Genomic DNA, 15,693 nt, shown 5'->3' on the forward strand with positions numbered 1-15,693 from the left:
CATTATAACCCCGCCGATAGGCTATTTGAATGTATTCTTCAATAGGAAGAAATTTGAACCCAATGAACGATTAGGCTATTTGGCAATAGCCACAGTATTTGCTGCCCTATGGTTAACTAAATTTCTACCGCATTCATGGCGAATTCCCGCTATAATAGTTGTTGCACTTATTGGGATATTCATATTCAGAAAAAAGTAAATAATAAAAACAATCCCCGTTACCTTAATTGGTTGGCGGGGATTGTTTTTATTTACGTTTAAGCTCCACCAATTTGATCACGAAGCTCAATGCTATGACCGTAAGTTTGAACAGGCATACTGAAGATAAACAGAAAGCTAGTTGCTATTACTAGAAGCACCATTTTTTTCAACATTGTTTACCCACACCTTTTCAATAAGATTGAAATACTCCGCTTTAGTTTCAGGAACCGCATGGGCTTGAAAACGAACGAACAATCCCATACAGTTTATAAAATATGTCTCATTATTTAGTATATTCGCTTTTATCGATGCATTCATCAAATGTTTAAAGCCAACAGCATAAATCCCTTTGTGTAAATAGTAATAAGCTAACTCATAATCAAAACGTGCATACTGGTCTGGCACAACTTGTTGGGTATACATGTCAGCAGATGGTCGCTGTTGAGCAAAAGAATCAATCTCCGTTTTAAACCGCTGGAGTATTTCATCCACATTTATCTGATATTGGTTAGTCGCCATTAAAACATTCAATAGCTTGGTAATCATCTCTTGATCCGTTCCATCTGTGGCTGCAATATACTCAACATAATCCAGAAGCACACTTGTATCTCCAGAAAGAAGTTTATTTACAAATACATTACCCTCTGCCCAGTGCCCAAACAAGCCGATCCAATGCAGGGTATCCTCGTCCGTCTCTTTGACCCAATCTAAATTAACGTAGGCGTATGTATAATCTAGAGCTTGTTGATAATCGCCTTGGGCTTCACAGACACTTGCACACAACAGGTCAGCATAAGTGATGTACACAAACATGGGACGACTCAGCCTTTTATCATGCTCCACGCACTTTTGCTTCTTCTGCTGATGTTTCAAAGTATATTGAATTTCCGCTTTCCCCTTCATTTTTCTCGCTGTTTCATCCAGCTTGTCCCATTCACGCAATGAACGATACACATTCGCCAAATCTTTCAACGCATCAAGCTGATCTATTTCATCCAGTCGTTCGACAAAGGGCTCAAATAGCGTAGCTGCCCTGAGATTTCGGGTCTGATCGTCTCCAACCTGAATTGTAAACATACGATACTGACAGATGGCCAGACGTTCAGAGTGCTGGTACTTCTCTCCTTCCGCAACCCCCTCATAGAGCAACAACGCAGCAGCGTGCCGACCTTGTGCGAATAAAATTTCCGCTGCATCAAATAGCTTCGGGGAATATAGCAGCTTGTCCATGATATGACCAACTACACGCTTAATCGCTTCCAGCTTATCCAGCTCAGCACAGCGATACAATACTGGCTCAATTCGCCGCCAATCCGGGGAACGTTCGATGATGTAATGATCTATGTATCGTTCGTAAAAAAAGCCTTCGGGTAATCCCATAGCCAGCGTGATTCGATCAAGCTGATGTATAGCCACAGGACGATGCTTAAGAATCCAATTATTAAGTGTTCTTTGATGAACACCTGAACACTCGGCAAATTGTGCCAATGTCAAGTCATTTTGCTTTAGATATTCTTCCAACTCCGCTAAAATCGTAGGTGTATGTTCCAAGTCACAACCACCTTTCATACAAAAAATCCAAATTTTATAATCTTATCTCAGATTATTGTCCAAATATTGGCATGTGTCAATATACTTTTTCTTGATATTGGCATATCAAACCAAAGCCCTTTCCCCAAATCAGGTAGTCGCTCTCTCCACTAATTTAAACTCCAAATGATGTAACGTTTCATCCAGCCCTTCAAGGGTGTTGCGAATCATGATGAATGCGTTCTCAGCTTGTTTATCAATCGGGTAATGAATCGTTGTTAAATCAAGCAAATGCGAAATTTCCGTGTTATCAAATCCGACCACCGCACATTGATCCGGCACAGAAACGTCGAGCCTGCGTGCTTCGGTCAGCAGTCCTGCTGCCAAATAATCTGTAGAACAAGCGAAGGCATCCGGTTTGTCCGTTTGTTCTATCCACCAATGGGCGATATTTTCACCCTCTGCTATTGAATTTAAACCATAAAAATGCGGGAAGGCCTCAGCGTCCAGATCATATTTTTCACAAAAATCATGATAGGCCCGGATGCGTTCCTTCGTATTAAGCCCCCGCATATTGCCATACACATTTACAATTTTCCGGTATCCTCGGGCATACAAATGCTCCAGCGCCAGCGTATAGCCCTGATACTGATCCATGAATACAGACGGGATTGCCTCTATGGTCACACGCTGCCATGTCACAATCGGACCATATTTGGTATAATGCTCGATCACACTCCACTCATTGACGCGAATCATACAAACCAAGGCATCCAACTGCTTTCTTCGCAACATTTCCAGTGCTTCAAGCTCCCTTTCCTTATCCCCATTCGTAATAAAAAGGGCTATATTAAAGCCATGCTCCTGAGCATACATCGTAAAACCACGCACAAATAAATTCAATGAATCATTAAAAGAAATTGAAATAATTCCTATGAGCTTTGTCATGCCCGTTTTTAAAGAAATCGCATTCAAATTAGGAACGTAATCCAGTCGGTCTATGACCTCCTGCACACGCTGTCTTGTCGGTTCACTCACATACGGGTGGTTATTAATGACACGGGACACCGTTGCCGAGGATACACCCGCAAGCTTTGCAATCTCATGGATATTCGCCATAGTCCTCACCTCGTTCTCTCTATTTTAGCATGTCTTTGCGCTAAGCCTCCAGAATCTCATCACACCCCCAAAATTGTTTTTTTCAACCCCCTTGACCTGTAATGCATTACAGAGATTACAGTGAAATAGAAGCTTGAGAAAGCGGTTTAAAAAAATGTACTCAGGAGGCAACAATCATGAAAAAAGGCTTAAAGATAGCAACTATCGGTGGCGGCTCCAGCTATACTCCGGAATTAGTAGAAGGCTTCATCAAACGTTATGCAGAGCTCCCTATTCGGGAATTGTGGCTGGTAGACATTGAGGCAGGACGCGAAAAGCTGGAAATTGTAGGGGCCATGGCCAAACGAATGGTGAAAGCGGCAGGCATTGATTGTGAAGTACATTTGACGCTGGATCGTCGTGAAGCCTTGGTAGATGCCGATTTTGTAACAACACAGTTTCGGGTAGGCTTGCTCGAAGCCCGGATTAAAGATGAAAGTATTCCGTTAAAACACGGTATGATCGGTCAGGAAACCAACGGTGCCGGAGGAATGTTCAAGGCCTTCCGTACCATTCCTGTCATCCTCAGTATTGTCGAGGATATGAAAGAGCTGTGTCCGAATGCGTGGTTGATTAATTTCACCAACCCTGCAGGGATGGTCACCGAAGCCGTGCTTCGTTATGGTCAATGGGACAAAGTCATCGGATTATGTAATGTTCCAATCGGCGCGATCAAGAGTGCATCCGCTGTGCTGGACAAACCGGAAGAAGAACTGTTCTTTAAATTTGCAGGAATTAACCACCTTCACTGGCATAAAGTATATGACAAAACAGGGACCGAATTAACTGAGCAGGTGATTGAAGGACTGTACGCGCCTGGCGCAAAACCGGAAAAGGTCGTTGAAAATATTAGAAACATGCGTTTCCTGTATGATCAAGTGCGTCATTTGAAAATGCTGCCTTGTCCATACCATCGTTATTACTACATGACAGATAACATGCTGAAGGAAGAACTAGAGGAAGCCAAAAATGAAGGAACTCGGGGTCAAGTCGTCAAACGTCTGGAAGAAAGCCTGTTTGAACTGTATAAAGATCCTAATCTGGATTACAAACCGGAGGAACTATCCAAACGCGGCGGCGCGCATTACAGCGATGCAGCCTGTGAAATTATTAATTCCATCTATAACAACAAAGGCACACTGATGGTGGTTAGCACACGTAACAATGGTGCAATTGATGATGTTCCTTATGACAGCGCGATTGAAATTACCAGTGTGATTCGCGCACATGGTGCAGAACCTGTAAACTTTGGCAAATTCCCGCCTGCACAGCGCGGCTTGCTGCAAGTGATGAAGGCGATGGAAGAATTGACGATTGAAGCGGCGGTAACGGGGGACTACGCAACAGCTCTGCAAGCCTTCACCCTGAATCCGCTTGTACCAAGCGGTGACATCGCCCAAACGGTGCTGGATGAATTGCTGGAAGCGCATAAAGAGCATTTGCCACAATTTTTTGCGCATAAGGCGAAAGCAACGGTATAAAACAAAAGCAGAGCTTTTCCTATCACTTAATTGATGTTCCACGTTCTGAGGTTCGAAGCTATTGAATCCAGTAAAAGAGGCCGTGTCAGACACGGCCTCTTGGTATTTAATTATTCTCCCACAGTAACTCGTAGCTAATCCATCGCTCCAACTCCCGGGATAGAGCCACGTATTGTGGCTTAATTCAGATTATTAATAGGCAGTCCAACCTGCATCGGCAGTAATCACTGTAGCGTTCACAAAACCTGATTCATCCGAAGCAAGGAATAAAGCCACCTGTGCTATTTCCTCCGATTTTCCAAGACGTGGATTAATAGCCATTCCCAATTGCTGTCTGGAAGCACCAAATTTATTTAGATTAGTTATCGTTGAATTGATGTTAGTTTCCACACCACCTGGAGCAATTGCATTACAACGTATTCCTTGTGGAGCATACATGTAGCCTGTATTTTTAGTAAAACCAACAACTGCATGTTTAGAAGCTGTATAAGCTCCACCAGCTCGCCCACCAAACAACCCACCTGCAGAAGCTACGTTCACAATGACACCTTTTTGTTTTTCTAAAAAGATAGGTAGAACTTTACGAGTAGAACGCATAACACTGGTTGTATTAATCGCAAAAATTCTTTCCCACTGGTCATCTTTAATATCGCCTGCCGGTTCCATGTTATCCATAATTCCGGCATTGTTTACCAGAATATCTACTGTACCATAGGTGTCAACGGTCGTATCAATCAGATTCTGAATATCTTCTTCTTTTGCAACATTAGCAACTACGACGATAGCATCTCCACCATTAGCTTTGATTTCTTCTACCACATTAGTAGCTGCATCTGCATTAATATCGGACACCACTACCTTGGCCCCTTCTTGTGCATAAAGCTTGGCAATAGCTTTACCCATACCGGAAGCTGCACCTGTGACTACTGCAATTTTGTCTTGAAGTCTCATTTCTATCCTCCTCGTCTGCATCTGTATCCTGTATAATGTTCGACAGTTGTTCATCAACTTTTACAATTATAGTATAAAGAAGCACATCAGCTAAAATCATCAAACGCTACTTATTTTGCTCACTAGCAAACACTTTTATACATTAATGTCTATTAAATAGGGGGACATTTTATAAGAACTATCAGTCTATCGAAGCTCTGCTTAATGAAATTATAGACGATGTCACTACTGATTAATCGCATCATATCGTGAACCCTGTGAGCATAACTGGAACACAAAAAAGCTCCCTTACGGAAGCTTCTCTGTTATACGTCCCAGGAGGGATTCGAACCCCCGACCGACGGCTTAGAAGGCCGTTGCTCTATCCAGCTGAGCTACTGGGACAAAATGGTATTCGTTGGAACCTTATGTATTCAGCGCATTGATTATTATATCATATTTTTGCTAACTGTCAAAAGCATTTTTTTATCGTACAAGTAAACAGGCTGCAAAAGGAATCATTTGGACGCTGACGGGGTATTATGTACAAAAGGCCATGCTACGAAGGAGGTATCTAATCCGTGAGAGGTCTATTGTCATCACTTTGTTATTTCAGTATTTTTTTCGCCCCTTTTCTGTTGCCTGTTATTGTATGGATTGCGGTACGGGACGAGTATGTTCAGGGACATGCAAAAAAGGCCATTTTGTCGCACATTTTCCCCATTATCGCGGCGATTCCGCTATTGTATTTTATCGCAACGGCGAATCATGCAGGTTCTGTAATCGGGTTTGTGCTGCTATTCGCTGTGGTCTACCTCGGGGTATTTGTCTACAACATTTACAAAGGAATTATGACGCTCCGTGAAGCCGCATAAATCTGAAGAAGAAGCCTCCTGCATTCCGCGAGTTAAGCGGGATACGGAGGCTTCTTTAAAATTTTTAATGGACAAATTTATTTATTACCGAAACGTCTAGGACTTTTTGGCACTTCATGCCTTACGTTTTTCTCAAGCACTTCTTCCGCAAATTCATTGTTATGAATATAACTGCTGCCTTTGTTCTTCTTATACTTCGCTTTGCCGTCTATGATTTCCCCCTCCTTTCACGCTGATCCCGCGGTGGCGCTGGAGCCCAAATCAACAAAAGCCGAGGCATGGCGCATCCTATTCTCATACGCCGAACTCCTTGGCAAATTCCGTGCTGAGCTGCCCATAGGAAAGTAACTCCCTTTTAAACTTTTCCCGTTCTTCCCCGGCCGTAATGTGTGTGGAGTCGGTAAAAGCCTTGTCCGTCACTTCCTCAAACGCGGAATGCAGGTTATTGTCGTACCAATCCAGCGCCAGATCGGCGTCGTTACGAATGATGCGTACCACGTCATAGCCTTCCTGACCGTCCTGCTGATTGGTGGCAGTGATGTAGACCAGCAGTTCCGGGTCATCTGCCGCGCCTGGCCGCACCTCTACCTCTGCGCAGCGTACTCCGTCAAGTTCGGTGAAGCGGCGTATTTTAGCATCCTTGATGTAGTACATTTGCCTTCCTCCTTCCTTGCGAATACACGGGTTGCCCCATTTGTAGTTTTCGGAACGGACAGACATTTTATGCTCCTTTTCGGCATATATACTGATGAACTGGGGATTTAGTTTTTGTTTCATCCCAACACTGGATGAACACGACAAAGAGAGGATGAACAGACATATGTGCGGAATTACTGGTTTCATACAGTGGAACGGAGACTTAATGCATCAATCGGAGCTGCTGCTCAATATGACGCAAACGCTCTCCGATCGCGGACCGGATGCTGCAGGCACCTGGATATCCAACCCGTGTGCCTTCGGACACAGAAGACTGAGCGTCATGGACCCGGAAAACGGTGCTCAACCCATGATCCGGCAGCTTGAGGATATCACTTATACGATTGTATATAACGGGGAAATATATAACGCGCCTGAGCTGAAAAAAGAGCTGCAACAGCGAGGGCATTTTTTCCGGACACAATGCGACACAGAGGTATTGCTCGAAGCCTACATGGAGTGGGGCCCGGATTGTGTGGATCGGCTGAATGGCATTTTTGCCTTTGCGGTTTGGGACAGTGAGCGGGAGCAGGTATTTCTGGCACGGGACCGGCTGGGAGTCAAGCCGTTATTTTATAGCCAAACCGGAGATGTATTCGTATTTGGCTCGGAACCCAAAGCGCTGCTTCAGCACCCTGCGGTAGAAGCCGCAATCGACGCCGAGGGTTTGGCCGAAATTTTTATCATCGGTCCTGCACGCACCCCCGGACACGGCGTATATTCTTCCATGAAGGAGCTTCGCCCCGGACATACGCTAACGTACAGCCGCGACGGTGTGCGCATTCAAGCCTACTGGAAGCTGGAAAGCTTTGCGCATGAGGATAACACCGAAGAAACAGCGCTCAAGGTACGCGAGCTGCTGCTGGACACGGTAGAGCGGCAACTGATTTCAGACGTTCCGGTATGCACCCTACTGTCGGGCGGTCTGGATTCAAGCGCACTGTCCGCGCTGGCTGTCGATTATTACAAGCGTACCGGGCAGGGACAAGTTCATACGTATTCGGTCGATTATGTGGATAACGACAAGCATTTCGAAGCTCATGCGTTCCAGCCCGGAGCCGATGCCCCGTGGATTCAGCGGATGGTCGATGAGTTAGGCACGAAACATCACTGGATCGAATTCGATACGCCCGAGGTCGTAGCAGCGCTGAACAACTCCACGCTAACGCGGGATTTGCCCGGTATGGCGGATGTGGATTCGTCGCTGTATCTCTTTTGCCGGGAGATAAAAAAAGGAGCCACTGTCGCCATTTCCGGTGAGGCGGCGGATGAAGTGTTTGGCGGATATCCGTGGTTCCATCGTGAAGAAATGCTCAATTCGGGTACGTTCCCGTGGGCAGTCGCTCCCGACATGAGAGCCAGTCTGCTGTCTCCCGAGGTGCGGGACTGGATCAAGCCTTTGGAGTATTTGAACGACCGATACTCGGAAGCGGTAGGAGAAGTGCCGAAGCTGCCGGGGGAAACAGGTAAAGCTGCGCAAATGCGCGTCATGTCCTATCTGAACATCACCCGCTTTATGCCTACTCTGCTGGACCGTAAGGATCGGATGAGTATGGGGGCCGGACTGGAAGTGCGGGTACCGTATTGCGACCATCGACTGGTGCAGTATGTATGGAACATCCCGTGGAGTATTAAAATGACGGGCGGACGTGAAAAAGGTATTTTGCGCAAAGCGCTGGAGGGTGTACTGCCGGATGATGTGCTGTATCGCAAAAAAAGCCCGTATCCCAAAACGCATAACCCCTCCTATCTTGCTGCTGTGAAAAAACAGGCGCTGGATCTATTGGATGATTCCTCCTCCCCGCTGCTCAAGCTGATTGATGCCCAAAAAGTACGGGATATCGCGGCCTCACCGGAGGCATCTACCAACCTGCCCTGGTTCGGTCAACTGATGTCAGGGCCTCAATTGTTCGCGTATTTGGCTCAAGTGGATAACTGGCTGCGCACTTACAAGGTAGCGATTCGGTAAGCGTTAGTCGTAACCTGACATAACCTTCCTCAAGGCAAAACGTGAATAGCTCGGGTTGTATGGAAAATAATAAATGTCAAAAAGTCTATCCGCAGCTTGGTACCGTCCCCTTCAAATTAGACACTCAAAAAATCCCACATGAACCATGGATAGAGTGAACTGGAGGAGATATGTGCATGGCACGGTTTACTCAATTATGACTGGATTGGGAAAGGAAACTAAAAAACACAAACGGATCGTTTGTGTTTTTTAGTAATTAGTTCGACCAAAAAATTACTCTTGAATATTTTTTGCAATTTCCTTCAATTCATCAAGAGTGGCATTAAAAGAGGAAACAGTATAAAAGTGATCTTTCGTAATCAGATGAACAACCTTTCTTGCTTGCCCGTCGACATAAACAGCAGTATGGTCGTTGATTTTAGTCGACTCAACCTTTTCCTCTTTATATGAGTCTTTCAAACTCTCAATAGTAGCCTGTTCATCCATGTGGGATTCGGTTTGAATGACCATAATTTCTTTTCCATCATTCCCGCGATATGATTGTCTAATAACCAATCCATTCTCGCCTTTTAGTGCTGTTGTGTTTAATGGTTTCAAACTTACGTCTCCAGCCGCTGCTGCTGTTTTAAGCGAGGCTCCCTGCGCTAGATTAGGAATATGGATATCTTCTGCTGGTACATCAGATATGTTTATGAGTCCTTCGATATCAGTAGAGCTTTCAACTACTGTCTCTGCTGGTGTTTCCATCGGCGCTTGTGCTGTTGAAGCATCAATCGCTTCTGCTTTGGTCTCAACCGGAACCTGTGATGGAACTTCCGATTCGGCAGCATAGGAATTATATACAAATGCACCACTACCTATTACGAGTGCGCCACCTAATGCTACAGCAACTAATTGTTTTTTCAAATTAAACCCCTCCTATTAATATACTGTACCTGAAGTAACGGTCCTATTATTGGTTTTATACAAAACTGCATATCTCATACCACTACCACTATCTCCTGTCCCATAAAACACGTAATAAGTCGAACTGTCAGGAGTAGATAAGAAGAAAGATCTTCCTGGAACTTCAACAGAGACATTATAGTTCATTCTATTCCAAGTCCCCGAACCAGCTATTCCATCTGCTGTTAGTCCTTTAGCACTTTGAAAATTTTGGAGCCCTGATTTCACACCGCTACCAAAACTTCCATCAATCGTTCCTACGGTTCCCTGTTGTCCATAGGCCCATAAATTTGCTTGTAATGCTCTCACATATCCCCCGCTGTCGCCTTGGCGCAAAGTAGGGAAACCACTAAAATCACTGGCAGCACTTGCTATGCTTGCAAGCCCGAGACAAGAATGGACTTTATTAATCAGACTGATTATGTAAAAGGTTATTTGTATGTGTTTTATGACTAATAAAGAACGTACAAAATACAGCTACACTATTAATAGCTGCATATTGCATTTTGTTGTCTTCTCTTACATTATAAGTTTATTTTTGTAATTATTCAACAAAAATATGGGCAATTCCCCCAATCTATCAGGGGCACGCTGCGGAATTGAACCGCACAAGGGGTCCGACCAGGCTGCTGCTGTTTCAGCTGGTTAACTGGTTCCTTGCGCCAGCGCCTGCCATTAAACCCCAGACTAATCTGAGGTTTAATTCTGGGTAAGCTTGATGGAAATGGAAAAATCAAAAGTCTATACATGATTATACCCCTGTCTACTTGACAGGGGTATAATCAGCTATCCTTCATTATTGTTATATGTTAGCCTAATTATTTAGCCGTTCAATAAAACGGTGAGGCAACAGACGCATCTAAAGGTTACTCAAGCCCAGCAGCTACATTGCTAAAAACTATGCCTGCGGATTCCCAAGCTTTTTCGCCAAGTCACGCAATGCTACGCCTCGGTGGCTAATGGCTTGCTTTTGTTCCAGCGTCAGCTCGGCCATCGTCTTTTCAAACTCAGGCAAATAAAACAACGGATCATAGCCAAATCCCCCGCTGCCTGCGGTTTCCGTTGTAATCCAGCCCTCCACCGAGCCAGTCGATTCCAAGGTCTCCCCTGTCTGCGGATTATACAGAATCAAGGTGCAGACGAATTGAGCCGGGCTTAGCAAAGGCTGTCCGGTATCATCACCAAGCTGCTTCGATTCCAGAACGTCGAGCAGCTTGATATTGTTTTCGTGATCGCTGGCACCTTCTCCGGCATAACGGGCCGAGTATACGCCCGGTGCACCGTCCAGCAAATCCACGCACAGGCCGGAATCATCAGCCAGCACAGGCAATCCGAGCACATCTCCGACCGCTTTGGCCTTTTTCAAAGCATTCTCGGCAAAGGTTTTACCATCCTCAACGACATCAGGGATGTCAGGATAGTCGTACATGCTTTTGACTTCCTTGCCAAACGGAGCAAAGGCATGTGCGAATTCACGCACTTTTCCTTTATTCTTCGTAGCGACAATAACAACCGGACCCTCCAACAGCATCAGGCCCCAGCCCCCGCACGTCCTGCTCCGATCTTGTCTGCAATCGGGCCGAGCACCTCTTTTTGACGCTCGATCATTTGCAGAATTCCTTGTTCACCCAAGCTGAGCAGTTGATCCAGCTCTTGACGGTCGAACGGACTTTCTTCACCTGTACCTTGCAGCTCAACATACTTGCCGCCGCTGGTCATCACGAGGTTCATGTCTACCTTGGCCTTGGAATCCTCATCATAGTTCAGGTCGAGCAGCGCTTTGCCGCCAACAACCCCCACGCTGACGGATGCCAGAAAATCGGTAATTGGAAAAACAGGCAGCTTGTGCTGTAGCGCAATTTTATTCACAGCAATCGCCAGCGCTACGAAGGAACCGGTAATTGAAGTCGTGCGTGTGCCGCCATCCGCCTGAATCACGTCACAATCCAGCGTAATCGTCCGCTCACCCAGCGCCTGCAAATTCACAACCGAACGCAGCGCTCTTCCGATCAGACGTTGAATTTCCATCGTCCGGCCTGTCAGCTTCCCACGTGCAGCTTCGCGCTGATTACGCGTATGAGTCGCCCGTGGAAGCATGGAATACTCTGCCGTCACCCAGCCCTTCCCTTGTCCCTTCATAAAGGGTGGAACGCGTTCTTCCACGGTAGCTGTACAGATGACTTTCGTCTCGCCAACCTCTATAAAAACAGAGCCCTCCGCATACTTATTTACTCCTGCTGTCAATTTCATCGGGCGCAGCTCATCACCGTTTCGTCCGTTAGATCTACTCATGCTTTTTCCTCCTACGTCGTATGCAACCTGTTCTTATACGTTTATTTTACCAAAGTGTGCAGGCAAAAGCACCCCAAGGACGATTCGTCGCCCTTAAAGAGGAATTTCGTTAATGTGCTGCGGCTTGGTTACAGGCTCTCCATAATTCTGATTATTTTGTCCAATCACACTTTTTTCACCGTTCAGCTCAATCCGAATTTTGGTTTTAACCGCATCCTCTGAATTGTCTGCCGCCGTCAGCACTACCGATTCCAGAAACTCGGCAGGCACCGCTTCTCCCTTGGCGAACATATCATCCGAGAGCGATACCGTAATCACGTTATCCTTGGAGCGTTCCACGGATTTCAGAGCCGTCTCCCCTGTCATGACTTCCTGTAGTCCGTCCTGGGTCTGCGGCCCCTGGATCAACTGATGCAGCGCGGACTGAACACGATCTTTTTCCGGGCTGACCAGCCGTGTTACAGGCACATAATATTGAACTCCAGCGGGAGATGAGGATGAAAAATATACCGTGACCGGACTAGAATCTAGCGGCGTTACGCCATGACCAACCTCCAGATTAATGCCTACTGCGCGGGTCAGCGGATGATCCAGCGGTGTGCCGCCAACAGGCATTTCGTTCAGCTTTTTGCCATCCACCCAGATTTGTACACTTTGAATATCGGGACGGTCAGTCAGGGTCCAGGTCAAGCTCTCCATTAATTTGCGTTCTTCCTGTGCCTTGTAGCTCCCAAACGATTTGTTGAATTCGACGACTGCCAGCTTGTTCTTCTTGTCCACCGTCACACTCTTCACTTCTGTACCTTGGGGCAGCACGCCCTTGAAACCCTCCGGCAATAATCCGGCATACGGCCCGCCCTCCACCAGCGTTTCCAGCGCCGACTTGGCATCCGCCTGCACATCACCTGTAGCAATCGGTAAGGATACCGGGGCTAGCAAACCGTTATGATCCTGTAAAAATACAGCTCTCAGCTGTCCAGTGCTGATGGGAGCTTTTCCTGTCACCGCCTTAATCATGGACTGCTCCGTCGTGGATGGCGGGGGATCAATAGATGCCGATTCATTGCCGAAAAGACTGCATCCGGACAACAACAACGGCAGGGACAGCAGCCCTACTACAGACGTTACGCGCAATGGATGTTTTATGTTCATAAATGAAGTTCCTCCCTAACAATTTTGTACAGATTGTACTAATATGTATACGAGCCTCGCGTAAAAAATAACTACTTTTTCATCCGACTGGACACACTGGTCATAATTGCAGTAGAAATCAGGAACGATACGAGGAGGGAAACTTCAACTTTATGGACAAGAAAAAAGCACCTTATAGCCTGAATAGTAAAAAGGTAGCCGATGCCACCCGCGAATGGCTGCACAAGCGTGGTGTAAACATTACGGAGATCGCAGAGCTGGTCATGCTTTTACAAAAAAAATATTACCCGAATTTAACGGTGGAAGAATGTATTGAGAATGTGGAAAAGGTGCTGATGAAGCGCGAAGTCCAAAATGCGGTGCTTACGGGCATCCAACTGGATATCCTTGCCGAGCAAGGCGCTCTCCTTCCCCCATTGCAGGATATGATTGAAAATGATGAAGGGCTGTACGGAGTGGATGAAATTTTGGCCTTTTCCATTGTGAATGTATACGGCAGCATTGGATTTACGAATTACGGTTATGTCGATAAACTTAAACCGGGCGTGCTGGAACGACTGAACGATAAAAGCCTGGGGCCGATCCATACGTTTCTGGACGATATTGTCGGGGCCATCGCTGCTTCGGCCAGCAGTCGTATTGCTCATCGCAAGCAAGCAGAACGCGAGCAGGAGCTTGGGGAGGAAAGCGCCCCGGATACAACTCGTTAGATAACGACGCGATAAAATACAACAGATATATTCAGGGTAAGAGGAGAACAAGACATGGCTGGAGTAGGGTCTGAGCGCTTGATCTGTATATAAGCAGAAATGCCGGGTCTGATTTGAATAAGAAACGATCAGACCCGGAACATAGGGTAGACTAACGTGATGGTTACAATCTAAATTTATTTTTGTGGGCGCAGTGCACGTTCTACAATTCCCAGCGTGGATTGACGAGAGAAAAACCGGGATACCTGAGCTACCCAATAGTTTTGACGACCGGAAATGATGTGACTACGCCCCTTTTCAAATGCTCTCAGCGCGTTCTTCACAACGGTTTGGGGAGTTTCCCTAATTCCAATTGACGCTTCACTTGCGCCAACAATATCAAAAAACGGCGTTTCTGTTGAGCCTGGACAAAGGGCCAGAACTTTAAGCCCCCGTTTCCGATTTTCTGCCCATAGCGCTTCAGTAAAAGAAAGCACAAATGCTTTGGTTGCTCCATACACCGCCATATACGGATCGGGCTGAAATGCGGCTGTGGAAGCAACATTGATTAATCCGCCATCCCGGTTACGCAATAAATCAGGCATAAATGCATGTGTGATATCGACTAAAGCAGCCACATTGAGCATGACTTCCTCATGCTGCCGTTCTCCTGAAACCTGCTCAAAGTATCCATAGGTGGCAAAGCCGGCATTGTTAATCAAGAGATCCACCTTTAGTTGATGTTTTTGAACCTCCTGATGTAATGTTTGCGGCGCTCCTGTCGCGGAAAGATCAAGTGCGATGACTGTTGTCTTTACATTGTATTTAGCAGAGAGCTCTTTAGCCAGTGCCTTCAACTTCGTTTCATTACGTGCCACCAAAATGAGATTGCATTTTTGAGCTGCCAGCGAATAGGCAAAGGCTTCGCCAATACCGGATGATGCACCTGTGATCAGAGCTGTTTTGTTTGCGTACATAAACATGATTATGAACCTCCATAGTATCGTTGTTTTATTCAAGAAACATTGTTACCATTGTTCCAAAATGAACTGAAGTCACCTATTATGACGACCTCAGTACACCTTATATCTTAAGATTGGGATGAGGATGTTTTAAATGCTGCGAGCGTATTCTTCAGTGTAAATGCATACACCCCTTGAGCCATATCTACATTTGAAAAATGACCTGCAAACTGAAGATGTATGACTCCATGTAAAGCAGACCAAAACATGCGGACAACTAGCAGCGGATCATGTTCTTCCAGTTCACCCTGCTCCATAGCATGTGCTACGGCTTCCGTGATTCGAGAAAGGGCCGTAGTCGTGCCCTCCAGACTCTGTTCATCCGGCTTAAAATCAGATAAAGCCCCGCCAAACATCATTTTGTAATAGGCTGAATGAAGCTGTGCAAATTGCCAATATGCCCAACTTAGGGCTTCCAGATCAGCGAGTACGTTATCGGTGCTTGGAACTTGTTGAAAGGTTTCGGCCAATAGCCGACATCCATCTAGGTACATCTCATTGGCGAGACCATCCTTGCTGCCGAAAATACTGTAAATAATCTTGGTGGAACAGCTTAATTTCTGGGCAACTCGTCGTACAGTCACGGCCTCAGGCCCTTCTTCCGCAAGAAGGATACATGCGGCATCAATGACATTTTTACGTAGCAATTGCTGCTGCTGTAGCTTCACTTCCGAATAGGTTTTATAGGGATGCGATGGCTCGGACATTTTTTAATGCACTTCCTTACTATTTTTAACATAGAGTTTGAACGTG

At 45.9% G+C, this 15,693-nt stretch carries 15 protein-coding genes and 1 tRNA gene; 4 read left to right on the top strand and 12 right to left on the bottom strand.

Annotation, left to right across the window (positions count from 1 at the left end; all coding sequences use genetic code 11):
• Positions 1–336 precede the first annotated feature (336 nt).
• Together ABIA61_RS17440 and ABIA61_RS17445 are read right to left on the bottom strand one after the other, a co-directional pair.
• Entirely contained in the window at positions 337–1,752 is a 1,416-nt protein-coding gene (locus ABIA61_RS17440) for a helix-turn-helix domain-containing protein (protein WP_283653045.1), read from the bottom strand.
• A gap of 129 nt (positions 1,753–1,881) precedes the next feature.
• The gene (locus ABIA61_RS17445; RefSeq protein WP_283653046.1) at positions 1,882–2,850 is read right to left on the bottom strand and encodes a LacI family DNA-binding transcriptional regulator; all 969 of its coding nucleotides are present in this window, start codon (positions 2,848–2,850) and stop codon (positions 1,882–1,884) included.
• Between the two features lie 176 nt (positions 2,851–3,026).
• Between ABIA61_RS17445 and ABIA61_RS17450 the strand changes: the two genes are divergently transcribed.
• The gene (locus ABIA61_RS17450; protein WP_283653047.1) at positions 3,027–4,370 is read left to right on the top strand and encodes a 6-phospho-beta-glucosidase; all 1,344 of its coding nucleotides are present in this window, start codon (positions 3,027–3,029) and stop codon (positions 4,368–4,370) included.
• 192 nt (positions 4,371–4,562) lie between these two features.
• Here the strand turns inward: ABIA61_RS17450 and ABIA61_RS17455 are convergent, their stop codons facing one another.
• Together ABIA61_RS17455 and ABIA61_RS17460 are read right to left on the bottom strand one after the other, a co-directional pair.
• Positions 4,563–5,321 carry an SDR family oxidoreductase gene (locus ABIA61_RS17455; RefSeq protein ID WP_283653048.1) on the bottom strand — a complete coding sequence of 253 codons (759 nt, stop codon included), beginning with the start codon at positions 5,319–5,321 and terminating at the stop codon, positions 4,563–4,565.
• A 310-nt stretch (positions 5,322–5,631) separates the two neighbouring features.
• A tRNA-Arg gene (locus ABIA61_RS17460) sits at positions 5,632–5,705 on the bottom strand.
• Between the two features lie 176 nt (positions 5,706–5,881).
• Here ABIA61_RS17460 and ABIA61_RS17465 point away from each other — a divergent pair.
• Positions 5,882–6,175, top strand: coding sequence for a magnetosome magnetite crystal formation protein family (locus ABIA61_RS17465; RefSeq protein WP_134912986.1), 294 nt, complete (start codon positions 5,882–5,884; stop codon positions 6,173–6,175).
• A gap of 294 nt (positions 6,176–6,469) precedes the next feature.
• Here ABIA61_RS17465 and ABIA61_RS17470 read toward each other — a convergent pair whose 3' ends face one another.
• Positions 6,470–6,829 carry a hypothetical protein gene (locus ABIA61_RS17470; RefSeq protein ID WP_404581121.1) on the bottom strand — a complete coding sequence of 120 codons (360 nt, stop codon included), beginning with the start codon at positions 6,827–6,829 and terminating at the stop codon, positions 6,470–6,472.
• Between the two features lie 166 nt (positions 6,830–6,995).
• Here ABIA61_RS17470 and asnB point away from each other — a divergent pair, with 166 nt between their 5' ends.
• On the top strand, positions 6,996–8,840 hold the full coding sequence (gene asnB / locus ABIA61_RS17475; RefSeq protein ID WP_404581070.1) for an asparagine synthase (glutamine-hydrolyzing): 1,845 nt from the start codon (positions 6,996–6,998) through the stop codon (positions 8,838–8,840).
• Between the two features lie 273 nt (positions 8,841–9,113).
• Here the strand turns inward: asnB and ABIA61_RS17480 are convergent, their stop codons facing one another.
• The 5 genes from ABIA61_RS17480 to ABIA61_RS17500 all read right to left on the bottom strand — a co-directional run bounded on the left by ABIA61_RS17480 (position 9,114) and on the right by ABIA61_RS17500 (position 13,229).
• Positions 9,114–9,746, bottom strand: a complete 633-nt coding sequence (locus ABIA61_RS17480) for a DUF4367 domain-containing protein (RefSeq protein WP_404581071.1) — start codon at positions 9,744–9,746, stop codon at positions 9,114–9,116.
• Positions 9,747–9,761: 15 nt separating this feature from the next.
• Positions 9,762–10,094: a peptidoglycan-binding domain-containing protein gene (locus ABIA61_RS17485; protein WP_283653053.1), complete on the bottom strand. Its 333-nt coding sequence runs from the start codon at positions 10,092–10,094 to the stop codon at positions 9,762–9,764.
• Positions 10,095–10,683: 589 nt separating this feature from the next.
• The gene (locus tag ABIA61_RS17490) at positions 10,684–11,316 is read right to left on the bottom strand and encodes an XTP/dITP diphosphatase (RefSeq protein ID WP_044648295.1); all 633 of its coding nucleotides are present in this window, start codon (positions 11,314–11,316) and stop codon (positions 10,684–10,686) included.
• On the bottom strand, positions 11,316–12,077 hold the full coding sequence (rph, locus tag ABIA61_RS17495; protein ID WP_404581072.1) for a ribonuclease PH: 762 nt from the start codon (positions 12,075–12,077) through the stop codon (positions 11,316–11,318). The genes ABIA61_RS17490 and rph overlap by 1 nt, the downstream gene beginning before the upstream one ends.
• Positions 12,078–12,170: 93 nt before the next feature.
• Positions 12,171–13,229 (bottom strand): GerMN domain-containing protein, encoded by a 1,059-nt coding sequence (locus ABIA61_RS17500; protein WP_283653056.1) that lies wholly within the window; start codon positions 13,227–13,229, stop codon positions 12,171–12,173.
• A gap of 152 nt (positions 13,230–13,381) precedes the next feature.
• Between ABIA61_RS17500 and ABIA61_RS17505 the strand changes: the two genes are divergently transcribed.
• Positions 13,382–13,939 (top strand): phosphatidylglycerophosphatase A family protein, encoded by a 558-nt coding sequence (locus ABIA61_RS17505; protein WP_283653057.1) that lies wholly within the window; start codon positions 13,382–13,384, stop codon positions 13,937–13,939.
• 176 nt (positions 13,940–14,115) lie between these two features.
• Here ABIA61_RS17505 and ABIA61_RS17510 read toward each other — a convergent pair whose 3' ends face one another.
• Both ABIA61_RS17510 and ABIA61_RS17515 read right to left on the bottom strand, forming a co-directional pair.
• Positions 14,116–14,901: an SDR family NAD(P)-dependent oxidoreductase gene (locus ABIA61_RS17510; protein ID WP_404581073.1), complete on the bottom strand. Its 786-nt coding sequence runs from the start codon at positions 14,899–14,901 to the stop codon at positions 14,116–14,118.
• A 107-nt stretch (positions 14,902–15,008) separates the two neighbouring features.
• Positions 15,009–15,647 (bottom strand): TetR/AcrR family transcriptional regulator, encoded by a 639-nt coding sequence (locus tag ABIA61_RS17515; RefSeq protein WP_404581074.1) that lies wholly within the window; start codon positions 15,645–15,647, stop codon positions 15,009–15,011.
• Positions 15,648–15,693: the final 46 nt, after the last annotated feature.

Source organism: Paenibacillus sp. RC21, from assembly GCF_044907935.1.
Taxonomy (GTDB): domain Bacteria; phylum Bacillota; class Bacilli; order Paenibacillales; family Paenibacillaceae; genus Paenibacillus; species Paenibacillus terrae_A.

Bases quoted from the DNA above. Each gene is read 5' to 3' on its own strand.
- ABIA61_RS17445 (WP_283653046.1), bottom strand. From the start codon at position 2,850: ATGGCGAATATCCATGAGATTGCAAAGCTTGCGGGTGTATCCTCGGCA.
- ABIA61_RS17450 (WP_283653047.1), top strand. From the start codon at position 3,027: ATGAAAAAAGGCTTAAAGATAGCAACTATCGGTGGCGGCTCCAGCTAT.
- ABIA61_RS17455 (WP_283653048.1), bottom strand. From the start codon at position 5,321: ATGAGACTTCAAGACAAAATTGCAGTAGTCACAGGTGCAGCTTCCGGT.
- ABIA61_RS17470 (WP_404581121.1), bottom strand. From the start codon at position 6,829: ATGTACTACATCAAGGATGCTAAAATACGCCGCTTCACCGAACTTGAC.
- asnB (WP_404581070.1), top strand. From the start codon at position 6,996: ATGTGCGGAATTACTGGTTTCATACAGTGGAACGGAGACTTAATGCAT.
- ABIA61_RS17490 (WP_044648295.1), bottom strand. From the start codon at position 11,316: ATGCTGTTGGAGGGTCCGGTTGTTATTGTCGCTACGAAGAATAAAGGA.
- rph (WP_404581072.1), bottom strand. From the start codon at position 12,077: ATGAGTAGATCTAACGGACGAAACGGTGATGAGCTGCGCCCGATGAAA.
- ABIA61_RS17500 (WP_283653056.1), bottom strand. From the start codon at position 13,229: ATGAACATAAAACATCCATTGCGCGTAACGTCTGTAGTAGGGCTGCTG.
- ABIA61_RS17505 (WP_283653057.1), top strand. From the start codon at position 13,382: ATGGACAAGAAAAAAGCACCTTATAGCCTGAATAGTAAAAAGGTAGCC.
- ABIA61_RS17510 (WP_404581073.1), bottom strand. From the start codon at position 14,901: ATGTTTATGTACGCAAACAAAACAGCTCTGATCACAGGTGCATCATCC.
- ABIA61_RS17515 (WP_404581074.1), bottom strand. From the start codon at position 15,647: ATGTCCGAGCCATCGCATCCCTATAAAACCTATTCGGAAGTGAAGCTA.